Source organism: uncultured Desulfosarcina sp. (genome assembly GCF_963664155.2).
Classification (GTDB): domain Bacteria; phylum Desulfobacterota; class Desulfobacteria; order Desulfobacterales; family Desulfosarcinaceae; genus Desulfosarcina.
Window position 1 is genome coordinate 1,918,645 of record NZ_CAXXXH010000001.1, and the last position, 20,294, is coordinate 1,938,938.

A 20,294-nucleotide genomic window follows, 5' to 3' on the forward strand; every position below is an offset into this window, starting at 1 on the left:
GATCACACTTTATGTCGCCCTCCATTAAATTTAAAAGGACCCGGCGAGTCAGGCCCTCCAGGGCCGAGGACTTTTGTGGTCAATAATTAGCACTGTGGATACTGAATCCCAATTATTCTCAATGAAATCCGATGCAAGCTCCACAGCATCTGTAAGGAATACAGCTATGTCGATTTACTGCACCGGTCGATTCTCAATTGATAGAATATAGTGCCACTCGGTCTCGGAAACCGGCATGAGGGAGAGTCGGTTCCCTTTGCGCACCAGCGGCATGTTTTCAAGTGCCGCTGGTGCCTTTAGTTCGGCCAGGGGAATAACTCGCTTCGTGTGGCGGATGTATTTGACGTCGACCATAAACCAGCGCGGTTTGTCCGGATTGCTTTTATCGTCGAAATACTTGTTGTTGGGGTCAAAGGCCGTATGGTCCGGGTAACCTTCACGCACGACTTCCATCAGCCCGACGATCCCCGGCACATGGCAGTTGGAATGATAAAAGAAGGCGCGGTCGCCTACCTTCATCTGGTCGCGCATCATGTTGCGTGCCTGGTAATTGCGCACGCCGTCCCAGTGTTCCGTACGGTCCGGCATTTTTTTCAGATCATCGATGCTGAACACCGACGGTTCGGATTTCATCAGCCAATAGTTCATTTGTCGCTCCTTTGGGAGGCCTGAAACTGTGATCGCCTGCAGGGCCGATCTCAAAAAAATGGCGTGCTCTTTACTGAATTGACAAATACAGATCGATACAAACAGGAACCTAACAGCTTGAACTTATAAGAAAATATACCCTAACCGATTTTACTTTGTGTTTCAAGTGTATAACTGCTGTGGTGGGATCGTTGCGTGTCTCTTCTAATGGATCCCTGCTCGTTCTGGGATATCAGCAACACGAAAGCGCATTTATTTTAAGAAATGTTCTCAAAAATGAGAAGGGTTTTTTAGGAGCGGCTTCCAGCCGCGATTCTACGTGGATAATTGCTGGTGGAAGCCGCTCCCACGCAACACAGGCTCCCCTTAATACGCCAATGCTTTGCGTTGAAGAAACGCCTTGATCGGTGATAATGAAAAGCAAGCCTCACGTTGGAATCATAATAGCAAAACGAGCGACGTCGAACGCCCGTTTGCCGCCGACAGAAAGACAGGATGATAGTGAAGCCCAATCCAGATCCAACCAGACCACCCGCGCCGGAAAAGCAAACTGCCCTGGAACGATCCGCCCTGTTCGTGGCCACCTTGACCTCATTCATGGGCCCCTTCATGATCTCATCGGTCAATGTGGCTCTGCCGGCCATCCAAAAAGATCTGAGGATGACGGCCGTCCAGTTGGGCTGGGTGGCGACTGCCTACCTGCTGGCCATGGCCGTCGGCCTGATTCCGGCCGGCAAGCTGGCCGACATCCACGGCCACAAGAAGGTGTTCAGCATCGGCCTGATCGTCTACACAACCGGGGCGACGGCTGCGGCCCTTGTCCACACCACCGCCTGGTTTCTCTTCCTGCGGGTGATCCAAGGCCTGGGCGCAGCACTGTTCGTGACCACCGGCATGGCCATCCTGACCTCCATCTTCCCGCCCCGCAAACGCGGCCGAGCAATCGGCGTCTATGTTTCGGCCGTCTACGTAGGGCTTTCGGTCGGGCCGTTTATCGGCGGATTTCTGACCCAGCAGTTCAGCTGGCGCAGCATCTTTGTGGCCATGTTTCCGTTGGGGGTCGGTTCCATCGCCGTCACCCATGCCTTTCTCAAGGGTGAATGGGCCAATCCCCGCAGCCGGAGACTGGACATGGTAGGATGCCTGATCTACGCCGGGGCCATTCTCTCCCTGGTTTACGGCGCCACGGTGATGCCTTCACCTCTGGGATGCACGCTGATTCCAGCCGGAACGTTGGGGCTGGTAATTTTTTTCAGGCAGCAGCGCCGCTCCCTTCACCCGGTCTTCGAAGTGTCGCTGTTCGTGGAAAACCGCACCTTCACCTTCTCCAGCCTGGCCGCCCTGCTCAACTACTCGGCCACTTTTGCCGTCACTTTCATGATGAGCCTCTTCCTGCAGTACATCAAGGGCATGACGCCGCAAACTGCAGGCGTTGTACTCATGGCCCAGCCGGTGATCATGGCCATTTTCTCACCACTGGCCGGGCGCCTTTCCGACCGCGTGGAACCTCGCCTGCTGGCCACGGGGGGAATGACCATCACCGCCTTGGGGATGGCCGTCTTCACGCAGCTTCACACTAATTCCTCCGTCACCGGGATCGTCGGCAACCTGGTGCTGCTGGGTTTCGGGTTCGCGCTTTTTTCGTCGCCCAACATGAGCGCCATCATGGGCGCCGTGGCCAAAAAGGATTACGGCATCGCTTCCGGCGCCGTGGCCACCATGCGGCTGTTGGGGCAGATGGTGAGCATGGCGATTGCCACCGCCGTGCTCACCCTGCTCGTTGGCCACCGGGCAATTACGCCGGACAGCTATGCCGGATTTCTCAGCGGTACCCGGGTGGTGTTCGCAGTGTCAGTGGGCCTGTGCACGGTAGGAATCTTTTTTTCCATGTTCCGGGGGCGGCTGCGGAAATAATAAGCACGGCAGAACAGGCGTTTATCCGGGAAGGATCGTTCAGGCGCGCTGGGTGCCGGCGATCATCCGGTAACGACACCCAGACCGCCAACTCGTAAGCCGCAATGCCCGGAAAACCGCTTAGCCGATAGGGTCTGGAAAAGGCAACCTGTTATATTTTCAGATATGTTACTCTTATAGAACCCAAAAACGGCATATAATTTGTAGAACACTTTAGCTTATACCAAATAAATCCCTATCTCATTTTAATATGCAGCCGAAAATAATGCATTTGTTATAGCCATATTTTTGTGAGATTTTTTCAAAAACATTTTCTTGTTCCATGTCTTTCATCGCCTGATTCATTTTGGCAATAGTTTTTTCACGGTTGAAGATTTTTGATTTTTTGGATACACAAATATAAATCGGTTTGGGTGCTGTGATCGGATGAGGCAACCTCACGAATCTTTCTGTAAGGTTCATATCTGCAAAATGAGCCTGGAGCGTGGAAGTTACTCCTGCAATCGCTTCGATTCTTTTACCGTCAAGCATTTTTACCAGACTGCCATAATTCCCTGATTCGCTCACGGGTATCATTCCCTCTTTCATCGCGTGATCAAATTCCTCGCTGGTAGTATATCCACGTACAATACCAATTCTTTTTCCATACAGATCTTCGATTTTCTGAAAAGAAAACTCTTCCCCTTTTCGGACAAAAATCGATAATACCGCCCAACTCAGAGGAGTATCTAAAAAAACGGCAAATGCTTCTCGTTCAGGAGTCTTGTACCCCCCAAAAGAACCGTCAATCGTTCCCTCTTCAATCATTTTCAGGGCTCTTTTCCACGGCAAGGGTACCAACATCACCTTGATCCCGCTACGGTCTGCAACTTCCTGAATGACATCAATAAAGGGACCTATATATTTTCCATTATCCTTCCATTTCCAAGGTTTGGAAGTGGTGTCATTGAATGCCATCACCAGTAACTGATCGGCATGAACAGAATCAGCAAAAGGGATTGTGGAAAAAAACAAAATGCCGACAAAACATGCAGCCTTTATTTTCCCCATGAAACCCTCTTTCGTCTCTTTCAACTTATAGGTACGTTTGGGTACCCTTGCCAATTCTGTCCTCTGGGGCTTCATGTCGTCGTCAGCTGGTAGCAGCGATTTGTGGATGGACGCTTTGCCTGAGAGAGTTCAGCTCCTATACTTTTTTGGGTACCGTATATCGTCCGGGATGCCCGGTGAGTAAAGGTGGGGGAAGGAAGTACGTATGATAAAACGCCCAAGGAACACCGGAGCCTTCAGAATTGTTTATAGAAAAACCCGTCCGACCCTGCCCGTCAATCTTGAATGAGATGTTAGCAGTTTTTCGTATTATATCCTTTTTCATTATAAGGTTGAAGCTTTTCTATCCACATTTCTTCAAGCAGTTGAAGTTCTTCGGTGTAATCACCTTTCATGTCATCCCTTGGTCTTATCTGGTCTATTATTTCGAAAGTGAAACTTTCCGCACCAACTTCATTAAAATCTCTTTGCATTGCCTTATTCATATGGAGACCATTTTTCAGTTGGAATTTGTTGCGATTGATGATTCCCTTGAGATTTTTTGAACTTCCAATAAATATTTTTCCGTTTATCATGTTCCTTATTTGGTAGATTCCCATAGGCTGAATGGTTTGCTTATAGTCGTTTATCAACTCTTTCCTGTTCATTTATGCTCCTGTAGTCTGGTTCAAAAAAAATATCAACTTACTGTTTTTCGTGTTTTAACAGGTAACCGCCGGGGTATTCGGCGATTCTGCCATGATAAGTTGATAATTAGGGAATTTTCGGGCAAAATTGATTTTTTTCAATACCGACCTCAATGACACCCCGTTCGACGACAAACTCACCGAATCCAGCCGATACTGTTGCGGGATTATGGCCAGGCCTCCGAAGGTACCGTTGGGCAAGATCGCCGGCTTTTTGGGCCAGCCTCGGCCGATGGAGGAGACATCAACGATCACCCCTAAAAAATTACCGCCAAGCAGAAAGCAGCGATGGCGGTATGACATGCGATTTGAAAGTAAATCCTGAATTGCCCGGTCGGACGCCCGGGATCGTCGGGTATCGCTTCGGGGCTTGGAAGTACCGCATGTTCTGCTATTTCACGTACGCGGTGCATATTATCGCGATCCGGTTCCATGGAAAATTCCAAATGCAGGCAGGACTGCCTTTGGAGGGGTGGATTTATTCTTTCATGTTCAAGCCCGGACACCTGCAGGCACCACCCCGATACGGCGACATGGGCTTGGTTAATTATTTGATTTGTCTATCTATTGGAACGCGGCCACTCCAAGGAATGTTCAAAAGAAACCATAGCAAAGCCTGGATTTTTTAGCAAATGTACAAGACGAAAAAAGCCCGGGTAAAATTGGTTCCGTGGTTTTTAACAGAATTTCGGTTTTAATAAATCATCACATATTTCAGGATGATATAAAACACCTGAAGTTGTCGACTAAAAAAAATCATTTTTTCCCTAAAGTTCTCTCCACAAGTGCCGAAAAATATTCCTTGGTCTTAAGCAAATAAGAACGAGCTTAAGGGGCATTAAAAACAATCCACCCAAAATACAATGGAGAAAACATGAAACGTAATGCAATTGCGGCAGCGGGAGTTCTTTTTTTGATTTTCGGTCTGATATCCACCGTTTTAGCAGGTACGCGGGATGATTGTATTCTGAAATGCAAAGAGGCGGCGGAATTAGTGAAATCAAAAGGAATCGATACCGCCATTAAGGAAATTTCAAGCCAGAATAACCGTTTCGTCTGGAACGATGGCGTCAGTTACGTTTTTCTCATGAATATGGATTGCCGGATGCTGGCCCATCCGATCCATCCTGAGATGACAAAATCAAATGGATTGCTTGAAACAAAAGATGTGAACGGAAAACCGATGTTTGTGGATTTCATCAATGCCGCTAAAAAAGGAAAAGGCTGGGTCAAATACGATTGGACGGTTCCCGGAAAGGATGTTTCCAAGCCCAAACACACCTTCATTTATCGGGTGCCGGACACCAATTATTTTGTTGGCGCCGGTTTCTACGTCATGGCGCCGGGTGAATTCTACTAAAAACCGGAAAACTCCCCAACGTCGCCGATTCGGTTCGCTGTTATGCTGTCGGTCCGGGTCTCGGCATCCGGACGGCGACCGAAATATTCGCGCACGAGTTTCTTGCATGTCGGGTGTTGACAATAGGCATTTAGATTTTCATTCAGTCTGATTCTTTAAAGATTCATCGACCCAATCTCAGCTTTTAATCAAAAAGGCCGTTCACGATATTTTGTGAACGGCCTTTTCAGTTTTGGCTCACCCGTTAGCTGTTTTAATTTATGCGGTTACCATTTATCATCGCACGATTTAAAATATTGCAGACATGCCTACCTACGGTAATGTTTTCAGGAAACGACGATGCTTGACCCTGGCCAGAGAAAGGAGCGAATCTGTCAAGCCAATCTGCCATTGGGTCCCGCCATACTGAAACCATAGACCTATGGCCACTGGCTGAGTCCTTATCGTAAAGCATTTGATTCGTTCCACAATATTATCCAAAAATGAAAATCTGACTTCACCGTGAAAAGGCAGACTAACGGATTCTGTAGCCTACCTTTTTTCAGGTACCGCCACTCCCTGGAAAATTACCATTTTTTTAAAGTTACGTAAGAACATGTCGATAACCCATTTGCATGGCGGATCAAGTTTCAATTTATTTCCTGATCCTTTTTTATGGTCGTATTCAAAATTTATATACTTGATAAGGAACACCTTAAATGAAACTCAATCTTCGGTCCATCTCTTCAAAACTGATTGTCGGCGGCGTAACCGCAGTTCTGATTCCTTTAATCATTGTGGGGTATCTGTCTTTTTCGAAAGCTAAATCCGCGCTGATGGATTTATCTCAGCACCAGGCCCAGGGGATAGCATCGGATCTGGCACGATTGACCCGCACGATTATTGAATCTGAAATGGAAAAGGCCGCAGCTGTGGCCAGCCAGGAAAGGATTGTTAACCTGAGCGAGGCTGTTGATAAAACTGGCGTCGAGACCAATCAATCTGGAATTGGAGAAATCTTTGCCGATCTGGGCCGGCAATTTCACAAGATAGGCGAGCATTATCAGGGGATCTTTCTCACCGATGTCCGCGGCGAACTCTATACGGGCGTGCTTGAAGGCGGCAAGGAATATAAAGGTGTCAATATTGGGAGTCGTGATTATTTCCTGGCGGCCAAACAAGGGGGCAACCCGGTTTTTAGCGAGATTGTAATTTCGCAAAGCACCGGCAAGCCTATAGCCGTTGTCTGTGTTCCAATAAAAAACAGCGACGGGAAATTTCTTGGAACGTTCGGATTGGTTATCAAGGCCGAATTTTTTACGGAAGTGATTTCAAGTCGTAAAATCGGCGAAACTGGCTATGGCTATATGATCGATAGAAAAGGCCTGTTTATGGCCCATCCGAAATCAGAATTTGTCCTGAAACTCGATGCCTCCGGCATCGTCGAAATGAGCCCGATAAACAAAAGGATGATGGCCGGTGAAACCGGCGTGGAAGCTTACGTCTTCAAAGGTACTCCTAAAATTGCGGGATTTGCTCCGGTGGGCGTGAACGGTTGGTCCATTGGCGCCACTCAGAACCAGGATGAGTTTCTGGCGACATCTCACTCCATCCGCAATTCGAACATGATGGTGGCAGTGATTGCAGGCCTGATTACGGCCTTTGCCATCCTATTTGCGGCTCGGGGTATTGTCCGGCCCATCAACGCCGCCGTTGCCGGCCTCAAGGACATCGCCCAGGGTGAAGGCGACCTGACCATGCGGTTGGAAGTCAACACCCGCGACGAAGTCGGAGAACTGGCCAAGTGGTTCAACACATTTATCGAAAAGCTTCAAGGCATCATCAAGGATATCGCCGGAGGGGTCAACACGCTCTCCTCCTCCTCAACCGAACTGTCGGCGATCTCCGAACAGATGACCCAGGGGACTCAGGATGTTTCGGATAAGGCCAACACCGTATCCGTCGCCGCTGAAGAGATGAGCGCCAACATGAACACCGTGGCCGCGGCCATGGAGCAGTCGGCCACCAACACCAACATGGTGGCCACGGCGTCCGAGGAGATGTCCTCCACCATCGACGAAATTGCCAAAAATGCCGAAAAAGCCAGGGGAATCTCCGACGAGGCGGCGCACAAGGCGTCCAGTGCCTCGGCCAACATGGACCAGTTGGGGATTGCTGCCAATTCCATCGGCAAGGTCATCGAGACCATCACCGACATCTCCGAGCAGGTCAACCTGCTGGCCCTGAACGCCACCATCGAGGCGGCCCGCGCCGGCGAGGCCGGCAAGGGGTTTGCCGTGGTCGCCAACGAAATCAAGGAACTGGCCAAGCAGACCGCCGCCGCCACCCAGGACATCAAGGAAAAAATCGGGGCGATTCAGGGGACCACCTCCATGACCGTGGGCCAGATCTCTGAGATCACCAAGGTGATCACCGACGTCAACGATGTGGTGTCCAATATCGCATCGGCCGTCGAGCAGCAATCGGCAGCCACCAAAGAGATCGCCACCAACGTGGCCCAGGCTTCCCAGGGCATCCAGGAAGTCAACGAAAACGTCAACCAGAGCTCGTCGGTGGCCGCGGAAATTTCCCGGGACATCGCCGGTGTCAGTGTATCCATGAATGAGATGTCCACCAGCAGCGGCCAGGTCAACCTGAGTTCCCAGGAGCTTTCCAAGCTTTCGGAGCATCTGAAACAGATGGTAGACCAGTTCAAGATCTAAACGACATTAAAAGCAGCGGGAACATTTCAAGACCGGTTCCCGCTGCTTCTTGATTGTCGCTCAGAGAACCCAAAACTGGAAACACTCCATCACAACTCGAATCCGAACATCGGGTTTCCCGTTCTCTTGGTGCATTCCTTGATGAACCTGCCGGTAAACGGGTCCCGGGCCCAGGAGTGTTCAAAATTCTGTGTCAGGTCTGATGGTGATCCGGACTTTATTCCCTGATGCGGGAATTACGGCACCACGCTTGCTATGGCTGAAGTCATATTTCGCTTTCATATTGTTTCACCTCACCTCGCTTCGCACAGCTTTACGTGCGGAAATAATCCTGATGGTGTCTTCTCGCCAGGTATAAACCACAACCAATAGGCGTTCGAAAGCGTTTTGGCCCATCTGAAGTGGAGGACTTCAGTCTTTGGCCTTATAATACTTCGGGTAATGTATCTTGGCGCAGTCGGGGCAAACACTATGACTCAGGTCCGCATGAGAGTGTTCATTGAGGTAGTCTTCAAGCTGGTTCCAGTATCCTTTATCATCCCTGATTTTCTTACAGAATGAACATATGGGCAAAATGCCCCTTAAGGTTTTAATTTCGCCGATAGCCTTTTGAAGTTGGCTTATCAAAGATTCTTTTTCGATGATTGTGTTTTTCAAGTTGGTGATATTAGACGCAACCCAGACGACCATGCGTTTTTGGCCCTCTATCTTTTTAATCGGCGATATATGTGCTTCGAACCACAGTTGACCCTCGGGACCGGGAAGGGTCTCCGAACCTTTTATATCCTTGGCCGAGAGCTCATAGACGTAATCCAGGACCTGTCCGGATTTAATCGCTTTTTTTATCTGGCCCAGAAATCGATCCGCAAGTTCCTTGTCCATGACATCATGCATGCGCTTGCCTATAAGATGTTGACCGTTATGGTATTTTTTCCGGTCAACGCCTCCCAGGGTTTCAACATAGTATCCGTCCTCATCGATAATAAGGAACGGTTCAGGCATGGCCGATATAAGCGCTTCAATAAGTTTTTCGTTTGATTTTTTTGGGAAGGGCATAGGTTTACCGGCACAAGATTTTTTAGAGCAACTTTTCTATGCTGTAATGGGATGGCCGAAATAATGAGCGATCGGCATGGGTGACATCAAGCTGCCGATCGTTTTCGACTTGAGGTGCCAATCTGGCACCTCAAATTCCAGAATAGCCGATAAGATTATTTTTTGTCGATAAAGCCAATCTTTTTGTTTAATCCATTTTCATCCGAAACCAGGTTGTCTAAAACGGTGAAAACCACTTGAAACCGTTCCTCTGTCTGGCTGCGCAGCGCTTCCAGTTCGCGCTTCAATTCAGCGTGATCGATGACCAGGTGCCGAAGCTGTACAAAGGCCCTCATGATTTGGATATTCACCCGGATCGCTTTCTTGCTATTCAAAATTCCTGACAGCATGGCCACCCCATGCTCGGTGAAGGCCATGGGCACATAACGGGTACCGCCCCAGCTTGAGGTGTCAATCTTGCTCCTCAAGTTTTGGAATTCATCGGGAGTCAGTTCAAACATGAAATCCTGGGGAAACCGGTCGATATTCCTCCGGACGTTTCTTTTCAGAACCTTGGTTTCCACTTCGTAGAGTTCGGCAAGATCTCTGTCCAGCATGACCTTGGCCTCGCGAACGGTATAGATACGCTGAGTGATATCATCTATGGCAATAAGCTGATTCAACGAAAAAATCCTTTTGGTACAAGACCAATGAAAATGCTATGCGTCGTCATCCATCCCGAGACCGGAAATCTGGTCCATAGTGTTCCGGTGCATCGCCGATGTCACATGCTGGTAGTGCTTGCGCAACGTCTCCGGTCTGGACCCGACCATTTCCGCCAGGGTACCGATATCCGCGCCATCCTGAAGGGCCTTGGTCACAAAACGGTGGCGCAGGTCATACGGCCGAATCCGCCTGGTGATTTTCGCATTTTCAAGGGCCGACTTCCAGGACTTTTTAATGGAGTTGACGGGGCGACCGTAATAGTGAGCGATGGGCATGGCGTCGGCCAAGGACTCCCCGTATTTTTTAACATCAGCGGCAAACCATTTCTTGAGCGTTTCAAAAAAATCTTTATGGATCGGCACCTGCCTGGACGCCGGCCCGCCCTTTTCGGCGGATATGATCAGGATCGTGGCGGAATCCCAGGAGACGGACCGCCAGCGCAGGGATAGAATCTCTACCCGGCCGGGCCTGGCGCCGATGAATAAGGAAAGCATGATGAAGCGCTGCAGGTGGACCGGTGAATTTTTATAGATCCGCTTGAGTTCATCCTGGGTGGGTGGGAGGAGGATTTCATCTTTTTTGCTGGGGCCTTGGCAGTCTCGCACCGGGTTGAAAGGAATCAGCGGCGACCTGCGTTTGACGCTCCAGTTGAGGATGGCCTTGATGTCGGTCAGCTCCCGGGCAATGCTGTTGTCTTTAACCGACCGGCGTCGGAAAGCCACATATTTATCCATGTCGTCATCGGATAGCATGACGGCTCGTTTGTGGCCGATCCGAGGCAGGGTGATTGCCGTGAGCCGTATTTTCAATTATGCCAGCGGTCGGGGCTTGAACCCCCGGTATTTCATGTAAAGAACGGACAGATCAAAAAGAGTTTGTCCTTTGGGCCCGGTTTTCGACGGCCGGCGCGTTTTTAACCCAAGTTCGCTATCGCGCTGGATAGCCTTGAGCTTGCCTTCCGGGCCGCGTCCGAAGTATTCATTGACGACGCCCTTTTTAATGCCTTCCGGATCACGGTAATAAACGATCCAGCGCCCGTCTTTTCTTTGTCTTACAGCCATCAGACGGTCCTTCCGCTACCACCAGGGACCACGTTATCACTCTGGTTTGTACAATTTGTAAAGAACGTCCCTAACTCCCTTTATTTGTAACGATTATAGATTTCTTCTAAGGTGCCGTCATTGCGCATATCTTTAATTATTTCATCGAATTGTGACAGAATTATAACGAAAGATGAGTTTTTCCGGACGCATAAATAAAACGGGGCCGAATCAAGTACATTCGGTATTTCAATAATCTGATCTTGAAAACCAAATTTTTTGATATTAAATAAAACCCCTTGGGAAGCATCCACAAAGACGTCAACCCTTCCGGCAGCTAATTTCTTTAACGTTTGGAAAACATTGGGGGTCCAATCCACTTTCATGCCATTAAGCTTCTGTTTCGCCCAACCACTTCCTAGATAATGTCCGACTGTGAATCCTTTCAAGTCATCTATTTTTTTTACTTTTTTTAAAGCTTCGGTTTTGGGGCTATCTTTTTGGGTAAACAGCGTAAATGTTACCTGGACAACTGGTTCACTGTTAACTTTAGTATAGGCTTGCCGTTCAGAAGTGGGAACAGTGACAAAGGCATCCGCCTCTTCTTTCTTGACCATCATTTGAGCCCTTGCCCAGGGATACCCTTTATGTGAAACAATTATTCCCATCCGAGTATGGATGGCTTCTTCAATAATGTCGACCAGAATGCCAGTCATCTTGCCATTTTCTTCCCAGGAAAAAGGCGCCCCATCAGAAAAATATACAAGTTGCATCGTATCTTGCGCAAACGAGGGAATGGTAAATAAAGAAAACAGCCAAAAGAAAAAAATCTTTTTCATTACCGGGTACCGCCCCAACTTGAGGTGTCAATCCGGCTCCTCAAGTTTTGGAATTCATCGGGAGTCAGTTCAAACATGAAATCCTGGGGAAACCGGTCGAAATTCCTCCGCACATTTCTTTTCAGAACCTTGGTTTCCACTTCGTAAAGCTCGGCAAGATCCCCGTCCAGCATAACCTTGGCTCCACGAACGGTATAGATACATTGAGTGATATCATCTATGGATATAAGCTGATTCAACGAGAAAATCCTTTTGGTTATATTTATATATTAATGGACGTCCCGCCACTCCCTCTGACTCCCAGGGCCCTACAACCCTTGTGCATGGCGAGGTCATGGGCTCGCTGCTATTGATGTGCTGAATATTCATCCAGAAGCCGGCGAATCATTTTTTGATACTGAGTATTATATTTCTTTGCTTCCTTTTTAAAAAAATCAATGCTCGTTTTGCTTAGAGAAATTGTGACCTTGACGGTTTCGTCCTTTAAAGCAAGTTCTTCAGGCGAAGGAAGAAAGTCGGAAATGACATTTACTTTTCCAAGGGGTTCATCCGTGTATTTTATTTTGGCTGTCATATATTTTCTTTCCTTTCCGCCAATATCCTACGCCGATTGTCAAATGCGGGGACACCGTGTCCTTTAACTTAATGGGAAGTCTGCAGTTCTTCCCGAACGACGCGGCGCAGGATCTCTTCAAGCGGTTGTTCCTGATGTTCCATGTGTTTTCTCAGGGCATCATTGAGCATCGACTGATAGTTCCCCCCTCTTTGTTTCTCCACTTTGGAGTGGAACCAATCAACAATATCCCGGTCAAGCCTGATGGTGATCCGGACCTTGTTCCCTGATGCGGGAAGCACGGCACCACGCTTGCCGTGGCTGAAGTCATATTTCGCTTTCATATTGGTTCACCTCGCTTCGCACCGCTTTACGTGCAAATATAATTCTGATGTTGTCGCCTCGCCAGGTATAAACCACAACCAGTACGCGCCCGAAAGCGTCCATCCCAATGGTGATATATCGCTGTTCATCGGAATTGGCGTCCTCAATCGTCACGGAATTTTATTCGTCAAAGACCGCGAAGGTATCGGCGAACGAGATCCCGTGCTTTAACTGGTTTTGCTTGTCCTTTGGTTTATCCCATTCAAACATGGCAAACAATATGCATGCACTAATGTATGTACGTGTCAAGTGCTGATTGGTGAACGCCGCCATCGTACCGAGTCCCCAAATTAGCAATGTTTTTTGTCAAATTTAGAGACCTGCCCCGTTGTCACTTTTGTTTGTACAATTTGTAAAGAACGTCCCCGAATTCCTTAATTCGATGCAAATTTTTCTCATACGCTTCCTGCTCAATAGCTGCAACTCTCTTCCGTTCGTCTTCTGATAAGATAAATGGCGCTGTCACTTTGATCATACGGTCTATCTTTTCCCAATTGACCATTATTGGAATACCACTTTTAAATGCACAACTCTGCTAATCAGCACCGCGGCTTTTTGCGTCGGCTGAATTAGCTTTGTTATGTGGTTTTATGCTTATGACGGCAAAGTTTCTATCATAGGGAATTTATGAAGATCTTTATCCCAATTTGCTTTGCTCGAAATAAAAATGTGAGCGGTGGGTGTGATGTGGATATCACAATCAAGGCTTCCAGCAGGAACCACCAGAAGTTCACCTCCCATTTGAATATTTGGAAGTGCCGATCCACAAATTGAGCAAAATGATTTTTTGTGTTGAGTTGAAGGCAATGTAAAATTTGTGACCTTGTCGACTCCTGACAACCATTTCAACTTGGCAGTAGAAGAAAAAAGATTGGCTCCATGAGCTGAGCCTGTATCTTTTCGACACCGACTACAATGGCAAAGGTAAAAATTATCAAAATCACCTTCTATTTCGAAAGTGACCTCACCACAAAGGCATGATCCTGACTTTATACTCATAGATTAAACTTTCCATGATCACTATTGGCCTGTCCCCGATTTTATTGGACTAACGTGTTTTGTACCTGCAGGAGTGGAGCGGCATCGTAAGACCTGTCCGATGCAAGATCACTATTGTCCCCGATTTTATTTCCGGCCTTGTTTTAGTCTGCGTATTCCGTATTCTGCAGAATTTCAAGCTGCTCAATGGTTTTTTCAACCACCTTTTTATTTTTAGTAAAAAAGCGTTGCAAACGTTCGATAAGCTGTTTTTGTTTTGTCTTATCATTTAAATAATATTCATGCGTTAGCAACCCTTTGGCCCAAGCTAAATTAGATTGCACTTCTTCAGGGATTCGTTCTCCGTCATGACGAACTGCATCTTCTGGGCATACATCGTGACAAACTCCACATCGTATGCACTCGTCCTCTTTTATAAAGGCAATTTCTTCTTCCATCGAAATTGCCCCGACAGAACATTTATCGACGCATATTTGGCATCCCGTACACAATTCTTTATTTATCCATGGCATTTGGGTTTATCTCCTTTTTTATTCTATGTACTCTTTTATCTCGCGGTAGGAACACCGGTTACCCAGCGCCCCCCGCACAGACCCGGACGTGCGGTTTTCGCGCATCCGGTTCCTCGGTTGCCCGTACCAATCCATTTTGATCATGGGACCAGTAAGTCTCGAAACCCAGGAAAACTATCCGTCGGCTTCGACTTGGATGAAACCGGCTGAACCGCATCAATTGCGTTTTCTCAGGCGCCACAGATAAACCAAACTTGGCCAGCCGTTTGGGCAAGACATCGAAGAAACGGCGCGCGTCGGACCGGTACTGAAAGGCGCAGACAAAGTCATCCGCATAGCGGAGCAACAATGCATCTCCTTTGCAATGGGCCTTGACCACTTTCTCAAACCACAGATCCAGCGTAAAATGCAGGTAAACATTGGCCAATACCGGCGACACTACGCCGCCCTGGAGGATGCCGGTTTCCGGATGGATTACCTTGCCGTCCGTATCCAGTATCCCCGCTCTCAGCCATTTACGGATCAGGTTCAAAAAGGCTGCATCATCGATCCGCTCCTGCAGCATCCGCATTATGCGTCTAAACAGTCGTATAACACTTGCATATTAGTGTTTATGCGACTGTTTAGACGTCTAATTATTTGACTATTAGTAAAGGGAGACCCATTTGAAGGGGTCAGCCTGTTGCTGATGCAAAGCTTTAATAGCGTCCGGTGATCAGCGAAAAAAGCTATGCGTCGTCACCCATTCCGAGACCGGAAATTTTATCCATGGTGTTCCGGTGCATCGCCGATGTCATATGCGGATTGTGCTTTGACAACGTCTCCGGTCTGGATCCGACAATTTCCCCAAGGATGCCGATACCCGTGCCATTATGTAGGGCAATTGTCACAAACCCGTGCCGGAGGATGATTTTATCTTTTTTGCTGGAGCCCTGGTAGTCGCCCACAGGGTTGAAAGGAAACAGCGGAGACCTTCGTTTGACGCTCCAGTTGAGGATAGCTTTTATGTCGGTTAACTCGCGGGCAATGCTGTAGTCCTTAACCGACCGAGGCCAGGCAGTTACATTTCCATCCATGTAATCATCGGATACGGCCATGGGAATGATTCCGTTATCGATGTTTAAGGACTTATTTTACGATGCGTTTCAGATCTTTTTTTGCACAATTTGTTTAAATTTATTCTTAAAGCCTGACTATGTTCACGGGAAGTAGTATCGGGCTGATTTAAACGTTTAAATTTCTGCCTTTCCCAGCCTCCCGATTAAACGATCAAACCACGGTCAAGGTGCCTCTACGCTCTTTTTTTCGGCCTCAGAGCCCGGACTGTCCCCCTGATTTCACCAGCCAGCATCATGAAGTGGTCGCGATCCGCCTTTTCGATTTCGGCAATACCCAGGATCATTTGGCGGGCTGTTTCATTGTCATCGAAATTCGAGATGATCCCTTCCCGCAGGTTTTGAAGTATTTTCCGGCGTTCCGCAATCGAGACTGAATTTTGGTTTTCGCCCAAATTTTCTGATGTTTGAGGTTCTGGGTACACATTTTGGGTCGATTCACCCTCTCTATTTGATATTTTCTTTCCATTTAGAACCCAGTTTAAATCAACGTTTTCGTTTATTCCCCATCTGACAATTGGATCAATTAATGTGCCTCGTTTTTTTCTATTGCTGAAATCCTGTGGTGATAAATCAAGCAAAATAGCGATTTCTTTATCTTTAGAGATATTACGAATACTCTTTATTCTTTGCAATGCACCCTCAATGTCGATCACACCAGGCATAAAAATTAACCATTCGTTGATTTTAAAGTCGACAGAATAAACTATTTGTGTATTTAATGTTAAAGGCCACACACCTTGATGGCCAAGGCAAGAGACAGGGGCAATGATATTTAATTGTCTGTTTTTATTGTTAATAAAGGCGTTATCGAACCAAGACGATGTTCGAATCCAAACATAGCAAAACAAAAGGGCTTTAGCAAATGAACAAAACCCAAGGAATCGAAATCGCCGAGCAATTGCGCAACCGGGGCTTCACTCTGAGCGGATGGGCCCGGGCCAAATATGGCCACCTGGAGCAGGTGGCGCGCATGGACGACAAGCAGCAGCGAATGCAGGTGTTTGACCAGGTGCTCAAGGAGATCGACGAGCTGCTCGACGAGTTCGGCCGCATGGACGAGATCGGTGTCGTCGTGAAAAGGAGGGACTGATGGAAATGCTGCAGGCGATGCGCGCGTGTGCGCCCGGCGGGTATGTCGCCCGGAGAGCTTTTCCAAACCGGAAAGACTGCGTCGACCATATCGATTTTATTTCAAAAAACTGAAAGTACTGTGCGCCAGGAAAGTACTTCTTTGAATGCCGGGATACTATTCGGTAAAAACGATCCGCTGTCTATTGGGTTTTAATCCTGAATAAATGAACAGACGAAGCAACATGGATACTACCCTATAAGCTCTTTGAAAATTTATGGGGTTAAAGAACGGCATCAATCTTTGACCCATCCAGCATATGCCACCTTTACTATATTGATGTAGTCATCGGCGTCCAACATTAAATTAAGTATCGATATCTTGATCGATTTGAATCGCTCAATTCCTTGGATTTCATCGCTGGTCAGGCGATTTTTGTATATTGCAACGACCTCTGCTATCGCATCCACGTTGGTTCGCGTTAAATCATAGTATAGCATTTCTGTGTCTGCACTATAATTTTTATCACTGATTGGCTCTGTAGATGAAACCAAAAAAGGTCCCGGGTTAGTGTTGATCAACTCACGTAATTCCTGTTTTTGAACGGACGCTGCGATGCTGGTCAATATTGATTTCGACAAAATGCAATTTAAACTCTCGGCATTTTCATCTTTCTTATATTCATAAGGTATCAGAAAAAGATTATACAATGAACGGTCGAAATCAGAGCTGTAATCAGTCACCGCGCTGGTCGAAGAGAATATATTTTTCACCAATGCATTGTATCGATTCCACGCGGCCGAATCCGCCTCGTTCCGGTTGATCAATACGTATGTATACATTGCATAACCGGCAGGCTCATCACCGGGATTGAAGAGCTTGGTCCATAGGTGAGATCTTATGTCCAGCATTATATGAATCGGACGAACCTCAACCGGCTTTACCGAACTCACCTGTGTTGTAGCGCAACCTGACAAAAGCGCCGCTAAACTCAACAAAGTGATGGCAAAACAAACAATTCGACAACTATTGATCGTCTTTATTTTTATCATCCTTTTTTCCTTTCTTATTACCTATTAACTTTTCAATAATGAAACCTGAAATGATAGAGACAACGATCACAAGTGATGCCGTCTGCGAAGGGTCGATTCGTGGGTAAATAAGCTTTATAAGTGAAAGAAGCACAGACCCAACTATGACTGTTACGATCAACATCCTTGTTTTGTTGATATTCGATGAGCCCATACATCCCTCCTTTGTGGACAGGGTTTATTCACCTTTCATGTAACCATTATTATTCATCAGCTTGCCATAAAAAATAATAGATGAACTTCTTTGTAAGAATACCAAACTCATGGCGGGAACGTACTGAAAACCAGTTCGATTTATTTTTTTAGTATATACCCTTCAAAAACCAACACAATTCATTTTTTCGATCATGGCGATCCAAATCACGAAATCTCGCTGGCTTCGAGAGTGATAATTATTCTAATCCAAAAGGGATTCTAAACAATGCTGAACCTGACTGAGCAACCGATTGCAATTGACTCTATCTGGCTTACCGATGAACAGCTCGAGCAGCTGGGCAGCGGTGTTTCCTCCGTGCGGTTCTCGAGGGCTGAGCGGCGGGTGCTGAAAAAGAAAAAGGCCATCCGGCCGTCGGTCTGGGCCGAGCGCCACCGGCATCTGCCCAAGGATGCGGCGGTGCCCGGGCGCTGGAAGAATACAACGGTGCCCTATGCCGCCGGCATCCTGGACGCCAGCTTCTTTTCCTCGGTCCAGGAGATCGTGGTGTGCGCGGCACCGCAGACGGCCAAATCGGAGATCAACTACACCTGCCTGGCCTATGCGGTCGACCGCAGGCCCGGCAACGCCCTGGTGGTCATGCCCGACGAGAACACGGCCCGGGAGAACAGCAGCGACCGGATCAGGCCCATGTTCGAGGACAGTCCCCGGCTGCGCTCCTACCTCACCGGGTACGCCGACGACCTGTCCTCCAACAAGATCAGGCTGCAAAACGCCATCATCTACATGGCCTGGGCCAACAGCGCCGCCAGGCTGGCCAACAAGCCGTTGCCCTATGTGGTCCTGGACGAGGAGGACAAGTATCCGGAGACCGCTACCAAAAAAGAAGCCAGTCCCACGGACCTAGCCAAGAAACGCACGCGGACGTTCGCCCACATGCGCAAGATCTGGCGGACCAGTTCGCCGTCGGTGGAGACCGGTCCCATCTGGCGGGCGCTGACCACCGAGTGCCAGCTGGTGTTCGACTATTGGGTAAATTGTCCCGGATGCAATGGTTACCAGAAGATGACCTTCGAGAACATCCGGTGGCCGGAGGACCTGCGCGATCCCCTGAGGATGAAAGCCGAGCAGGCTGCCTGGTACGAATGCGTCCATTGTTCATCCAAGTGGGATGACGCGGACCGGGACCTGGCGGTCCGGGCCGGCGAGTGGCGGGACCGGGACAAGGGCCGCTCGCTGATGACAGCATTGAATGCGATCCGGCCGGTGACCATCGGGTTTCATATCCCCTCATGGTTGAGCCCGTTCGTCAAGTTGTGGGAGGTGGCCCATGCCTTCCTGGAAGGTCTGGGCAACCGCAACAAGATGAAGGACTTCCGCAACGGCCATGCGGCCGAGCCGTGGCTGACGGTCTCGGTGGAGCGCAGCGAGGACCGTATCCTGGCCCTGGCCGACGACCGGCCGCGCGGCAGGGTGCCTTCCGGCGGCCAGGTGGCCTGCCTGCTGGCCGGCGGGGACACCCAGGATGACGGCCTGTATTACGAGATCCGGGCCTTCGGCCACGGGTTCGAACGCGCCTCCTGGGGCATCCGGGAAGGCAAGGTGCCGACCTTCGAGGCCCTGGCCCAGGTGCTGTGGGCCGACCAGTACAGGGATACCGATGGCAAGGTGTATCCGGTCCGGCTGGCGCTCCTGGACGCCATGGGGCACCGCACCAGCGAGGTCTACGATTTTTGCCGCATGCACCGCGGCCGGATCCTGCCCACCATGGGCAAGCAGACCATGGCCACCCCCTATGCCTACTCCAACCGGGAATACTATCCGGGATCCAAAAAGCCGATCCCGGGCGGGATCAAACTGGTGCGCTTCGACACCAACTATTTCAAGAACCAGCTGGCCGGGATCCTGGAGATCGCCCCCGGGGATCCGGGATGCTGGCACTACCACAGCCAACTGACCCAGGACTGGGCCCGGCAGATGACTGTGGAGGGGATCAACGACAAGGGCGTATGGGAGAACCCGCAGGAACGGCCGAACCATGCCTGGGACTGCGCAACGCTGTTATTGCTGGCCCACGAGGTCCTGGGGGTTTCGTTCTGGCCGAAGCGGGATTCGCAAAAAAAGGCAGCGGACAGGCCGCGACCGGAAGAACCCCCTGAAAGCCGTCGCATCGTCTACGAGCGTCCCAGATGGTTGAACCGATGAATGAAGCCCTGCGCGTGGTCTGCTTCAAGAATGCAGAGGAAATCGCAGCCTATGTCAGGGAGGATCCCAAGCGGATCAACCTGTGGTCGTCGAGGAAAACCTGCCCGCCTGGAAGCGCAACGGCATCGGGCCCTGGCGGGCGCTGAACATCGACCTGGACCGGTGGATGGTCGAGCAGAGGGACAAGCATTACCAGCACCGGGAAACCG

The 20,294-nt window shown here is 49.0% G+C and carries 25 protein-coding genes; 6 read left to right on the top strand and 19 right to left on the bottom strand.

Annotation, left to right across the window (positions count from 1 at the left end; genetic code table 11):
• Positions 1–174: 174 nt before the first annotated feature.
• Positions 175–648 carry an EVE domain-containing protein gene (locus ACHZBS_RS08650; protein ID WP_319406098.1) on the bottom strand — a complete coding sequence of 158 codons (474 nt, stop codon included), beginning with the start codon at positions 646–648 and terminating at the stop codon, positions 175–177.
• A 501-nt stretch (positions 649–1,149) separates the two neighbouring features.
• Here ACHZBS_RS08650 and ACHZBS_RS08655 point away from each other — a divergent pair.
• On the top strand, positions 1,150–2,562 hold the full coding sequence (locus ACHZBS_RS08655; protein WP_319406099.1) for an MFS transporter: 1,413 nt from the start codon (positions 1,150–1,152) through the stop codon (positions 2,560–2,562).
• A 240-nt stretch (positions 2,563–2,802) separates the two neighbouring features.
• Here ACHZBS_RS08655 and ACHZBS_RS08660 read toward each other — a convergent pair whose 3' ends face one another.
• Together ACHZBS_RS08660 and ACHZBS_RS08665 are read right to left on the bottom strand one after the other, a co-directional pair.
• The gene (locus ACHZBS_RS08660; RefSeq protein ID WP_319406100.1) at positions 2,803–3,612 is read right to left on the bottom strand and encodes a transporter substrate-binding domain-containing protein; all 810 of its coding nucleotides are present in this window, start codon (positions 3,610–3,612) and stop codon (positions 2,803–2,805) included.
• A 293-nt stretch (positions 3,613–3,905) separates the two neighbouring features.
• On the bottom strand, positions 3,906–4,259 hold the full coding sequence (locus ACHZBS_RS08665) for a GIY-YIG nuclease family protein (protein WP_319406101.1): 354 nt from the start codon (positions 4,257–4,259) through the stop codon (positions 3,906–3,908).
• Positions 4,260–5,292: 1,033 nt separating this feature from the next.
• On the opposite strand from ACHZBS_RS08665, the gene ACHZBS_RS08670 reads away from it, so the two are divergent.
• The gene (locus ACHZBS_RS08670) at positions 5,293–5,658 is read left to right on the top strand and encodes a cache domain-containing protein (protein WP_319406102.1); all 366 of its coding nucleotides are present in this window, start codon (positions 5,293–5,295) and stop codon (positions 5,656–5,658) included.
• A gap of 698 nt (positions 5,659–6,356) precedes the next feature.
• A complete protein-coding gene (locus tag ACHZBS_RS08675) occupies positions 6,357–8,360 on the top strand; it encodes a methyl-accepting chemotaxis protein (protein WP_319406103.1) in 2,004 nt (667 codons plus the stop codon).
• Between the two features lie 288 nt (positions 8,361–8,648).
• Here the strand turns inward: ACHZBS_RS08675 and ACHZBS_RS08680 are convergent, their stop codons facing one another.
• The 15 genes from ACHZBS_RS08680 to ACHZBS_RS08750 all read right to left on the bottom strand — a co-directional run bounded on the left by ACHZBS_RS08680 (position 8,649) and on the right by ACHZBS_RS08750 (position 16,228).
• Entirely contained in the window at positions 8,649–8,756 is a 108-nt protein-coding gene (locus ACHZBS_RS08680) for a BrnT family toxin (RefSeq protein WP_394707977.1), read from the bottom strand.
• 15 nt (positions 8,757–8,771) lie between these two features.
• Complete coding sequence (locus ACHZBS_RS08685; protein WP_319406104.1) at positions 8,772–9,416, bottom strand: PAS domain-containing protein; 645 nt, start codon at positions 9,414–9,416, stop codon at positions 8,772–8,774.
• Between the two features lie 155 nt (positions 9,417–9,571).
• Positions 9,572–10,078, bottom strand: coding sequence for an ORF6N domain-containing protein (locus ACHZBS_RS08690; protein WP_319406105.1), 507 nt, complete (start codon positions 10,076–10,078; stop codon positions 9,572–9,574).
• Positions 10,079–10,114: 36 nt separating this feature from the next.
• Positions 10,115–10,930, bottom strand: coding sequence for a site-specific integrase (locus tag ACHZBS_RS08695; protein ID WP_319406106.1), 816 nt, complete (start codon positions 10,928–10,930; stop codon positions 10,115–10,117).
• On the bottom strand, positions 10,931–11,182 hold the full coding sequence (locus ACHZBS_RS08700) for a hypothetical protein (RefSeq protein WP_319406107.1): 252 nt from the start codon (positions 11,180–11,182) through the stop codon (positions 10,931–10,933). It lies immediately after the preceding gene.
• Between the two features lie 80 nt (positions 11,183–11,262).
• Complete coding sequence (locus ACHZBS_RS08705) at positions 11,263–12,000, bottom strand: transporter substrate-binding domain-containing protein (RefSeq protein WP_319406108.1); 738 nt, start codon at positions 11,998–12,000, stop codon at positions 11,263–11,265.
• Complete coding sequence (locus ACHZBS_RS08710; protein ID WP_319406109.1) at positions 12,000–12,239, bottom strand: ORF6N domain-containing protein; 240 nt, start codon at positions 12,237–12,239, stop codon at positions 12,000–12,002. The genes ACHZBS_RS08705 and ACHZBS_RS08710 overlap by 1 nt, the downstream gene beginning before the upstream one ends.
• A gap of 107 nt (positions 12,240–12,346) precedes the next feature.
• Entirely contained in the window at positions 12,347–12,574 is a 228-nt protein-coding gene (locus ACHZBS_RS08715) for a CopG family transcriptional regulator (protein WP_319406110.1), read from the bottom strand.
• A gap of 68 nt (positions 12,575–12,642) precedes the next feature.
• Positions 12,643–12,897 (bottom strand): BrnA antitoxin family protein, encoded by a 255-nt coding sequence (locus ACHZBS_RS08720; RefSeq protein WP_319406111.1) that lies wholly within the window; start codon positions 12,895–12,897, stop codon positions 12,643–12,645.
• Positions 12,881–13,051 (bottom strand): BrnT family toxin, encoded by a 171-nt coding sequence (locus ACHZBS_RS08725; protein ID WP_394707978.1) that lies wholly within the window; start codon positions 13,049–13,051, stop codon positions 12,881–12,883. Before ACHZBS_RS08725 ends, ACHZBS_RS08720 begins: the two co-directional genes overlap by 17 nt.
• Positions 13,052–13,531: 480 nt before the next feature.
• The gene (locus tag ACHZBS_RS08730; protein ID WP_081429317.1) at positions 13,532–13,936 is read right to left on the bottom strand and encodes a GFA family protein; all 405 of its coding nucleotides are present in this window, start codon (positions 13,934–13,936) and stop codon (positions 13,532–13,534) included.
• Between the two features lie 143 nt (positions 13,937–14,079).
• Positions 14,080–14,448 (bottom strand): 4Fe-4S binding protein, encoded by a 369-nt coding sequence (locus tag ACHZBS_RS08735; RefSeq protein ID WP_319406112.1) that lies wholly within the window; start codon positions 14,446–14,448, stop codon positions 14,080–14,082.
• 58 nt (positions 14,449–14,506) lie between these two features.
• Positions 14,507–15,019 carry a reverse transcriptase domain-containing protein gene (locus ACHZBS_RS08740; RefSeq protein ID WP_319406113.1) on the bottom strand — a complete coding sequence of 171 codons (513 nt, stop codon included), beginning with the start codon at positions 15,017–15,019 and terminating at the stop codon, positions 14,507–14,509.
• A gap of 157 nt (positions 15,020–15,176) precedes the next feature.
• Positions 15,177–15,545 (bottom strand): hypothetical protein, encoded by a 369-nt coding sequence (locus ACHZBS_RS08745; protein WP_319406114.1) that lies wholly within the window; start codon positions 15,543–15,545, stop codon positions 15,177–15,179.
• Between the two features lie 194 nt (positions 15,546–15,739).
• Positions 15,740–16,228: a helix-turn-helix domain-containing protein gene (locus ACHZBS_RS08750; RefSeq protein ID WP_319406115.1), complete on the bottom strand. Its 489-nt coding sequence runs from the start codon at positions 16,226–16,228 to the stop codon at positions 15,740–15,742.
• A gap of 200 nt (positions 16,229–16,428) precedes the next feature.
• Between ACHZBS_RS08750 and ACHZBS_RS08755 the strand changes: the two genes are divergently transcribed.
• On the top strand, positions 16,429–16,656 hold the full coding sequence (locus ACHZBS_RS08755; RefSeq protein WP_319406116.1) for a hypothetical protein: 228 nt from the start codon (positions 16,429–16,431) through the stop codon (positions 16,654–16,656).
• A gap of 275 nt (positions 16,657–16,931) precedes the next feature.
• On the opposite strand, the gene ACHZBS_RS08760 is transcribed toward ACHZBS_RS08755, so the two are convergent.
• The gene (locus ACHZBS_RS08760) at positions 16,932–17,687 is read right to left on the bottom strand and encodes a hypothetical protein (RefSeq protein ID WP_319406117.1); all 756 of its coding nucleotides are present in this window, start codon (positions 17,685–17,687) and stop codon (positions 16,932–16,934) included.
• A gap of 460 nt (positions 17,688–18,147) precedes the next feature.
• On the opposite strand from ACHZBS_RS08760, the gene ACHZBS_RS08765 reads away from it, so the two are divergent.
• Positions 18,148–20,085 carry a terminase gpA endonuclease subunit gene (locus tag ACHZBS_RS08765; protein ID WP_319406118.1) on the top strand — a complete coding sequence of 646 codons (1,938 nt, stop codon included), beginning with the start codon at positions 18,148–18,150 and terminating at the stop codon, positions 20,083–20,085.
• Positions 20,070–20,231 carry a hypothetical protein gene (locus ACHZBS_RS08770; protein ID WP_319406119.1) on the top strand — a complete coding sequence of 54 codons (162 nt, stop codon included), beginning with the start codon at positions 20,070–20,072 and terminating at the stop codon, positions 20,229–20,231. Before ACHZBS_RS08765 ends, ACHZBS_RS08770 begins: the two co-directional genes overlap by 16 nt.
• The last annotated feature ends 63 nt before the right edge of the window (positions 20,232–20,294 follow it).

Coding starts and splice junctions, on each gene's coding strand:
- ACHZBS_RS08700 (WP_319406107.1), bottom strand. CDS start 11,182: ATGGCTGTAAGACAAAGAAAAGACGGGCGCTGGATCGTTTATTACCGT.
- ACHZBS_RS08765 (WP_319406118.1), top strand. CDS start 18,148: ATGCTGAACCTGACTGAGCAACCGATTGCAATTGACTCTATCTGGCTT.
- ACHZBS_RS08685 (WP_319406104.1), bottom strand. CDS start 9,416: ATGCCCTTCCCAAAAAAATCAAACGAAAAACTTATTGAAGCGCTTATA.
- ACHZBS_RS08760 (WP_319406117.1), bottom strand. CDS start 17,687: ATGATAAAAATAAAGACGATCAATAGTTGTCGAATTGTTTGTTTTGCC.
- ACHZBS_RS08735 (WP_319406112.1), bottom strand. CDS start 14,448: ATGCCATGGATAAATAAAGAATTGTGTACGGGATGCCAAATATGCGTC.
- ACHZBS_RS08770 (WP_319406119.1), top strand. CDS start 20,070: ATGGTTGAACCGATGAATGAAGCCCTGCGCGTGGTCTGCTTCAAGAAT.
- ACHZBS_RS08720 (WP_319406111.1), bottom strand. CDS start 12,897: ATGAAAGCGAAATATGACTTCAGCCACGGCAAGCGTGGTGCCGTGCTT.
- ACHZBS_RS08665 (WP_319406101.1), bottom strand. CDS start 4,259: ATGAACAGGAAAGAGTTGATAAACGACTATAAGCAAACCATTCAGCCT.
- ACHZBS_RS08730 (WP_081429317.1), bottom strand. CDS start 13,936: ATGAGTATAAAGTCAGGATCATGCCTTTGTGGTGAGGTCACTTTCGAA.
- ACHZBS_RS08755 (WP_319406116.1), top strand. CDS start 16,429: ATGAACAAAACCCAAGGAATCGAAATCGCCGAGCAATTGCGCAACCGG.
- ACHZBS_RS08745 (WP_319406114.1), bottom strand. CDS start 15,545: ATGGCCGTATCCGATGATTACATGGATGGAAATGTAACTGCCTGGCCT.
- ACHZBS_RS08740 (WP_319406113.1), bottom strand. CDS start 15,019: ATGCGGATGCTGCAGGAGCGGATCGATGATGCAGCCTTTTTGAACCTG.
- ACHZBS_RS08650 (WP_319406098.1), bottom strand. CDS start 648: ATGAACTATTGGCTGATGAAATCCGAACCGTCGGTGTTCAGCATCGAT.
- ACHZBS_RS08750 (WP_319406115.1), bottom strand. CDS start 16,228: ATGCCTGGTGTGATCGACATTGAGGGTGCATTGCAAAGAATAAAGAGT.
- ACHZBS_RS08660 (WP_319406100.1), bottom strand. CDS start 3,612: ATGGGGAAAATAAAGGCTGCATGTTTTGTCGGCATTTTGTTTTTTTCC.
- ACHZBS_RS08680 (WP_394707977.1), bottom strand. CDS start 8,756: ATGGGCCAAAACGCTTTCGAACGCCTATTGGTTGTGGTTTATACCTGG.
- ACHZBS_RS08675 (WP_319406103.1), top strand. CDS start 6,357: ATGAAACTCAATCTTCGGTCCATCTCTTCAAAACTGATTGTCGGCGGC.
- ACHZBS_RS08715 (WP_319406110.1), bottom strand. CDS start 12,574: ATGACAGCCAAAATAAAATACACGGATGAACCCCTTGGAAAAGTAAAT.
- ACHZBS_RS08705 (WP_319406108.1), bottom strand. CDS start 12,000: ATGAAAAAGATTTTTTTCTTTTGGCTGTTTTCTTTATTTACCATTCCC.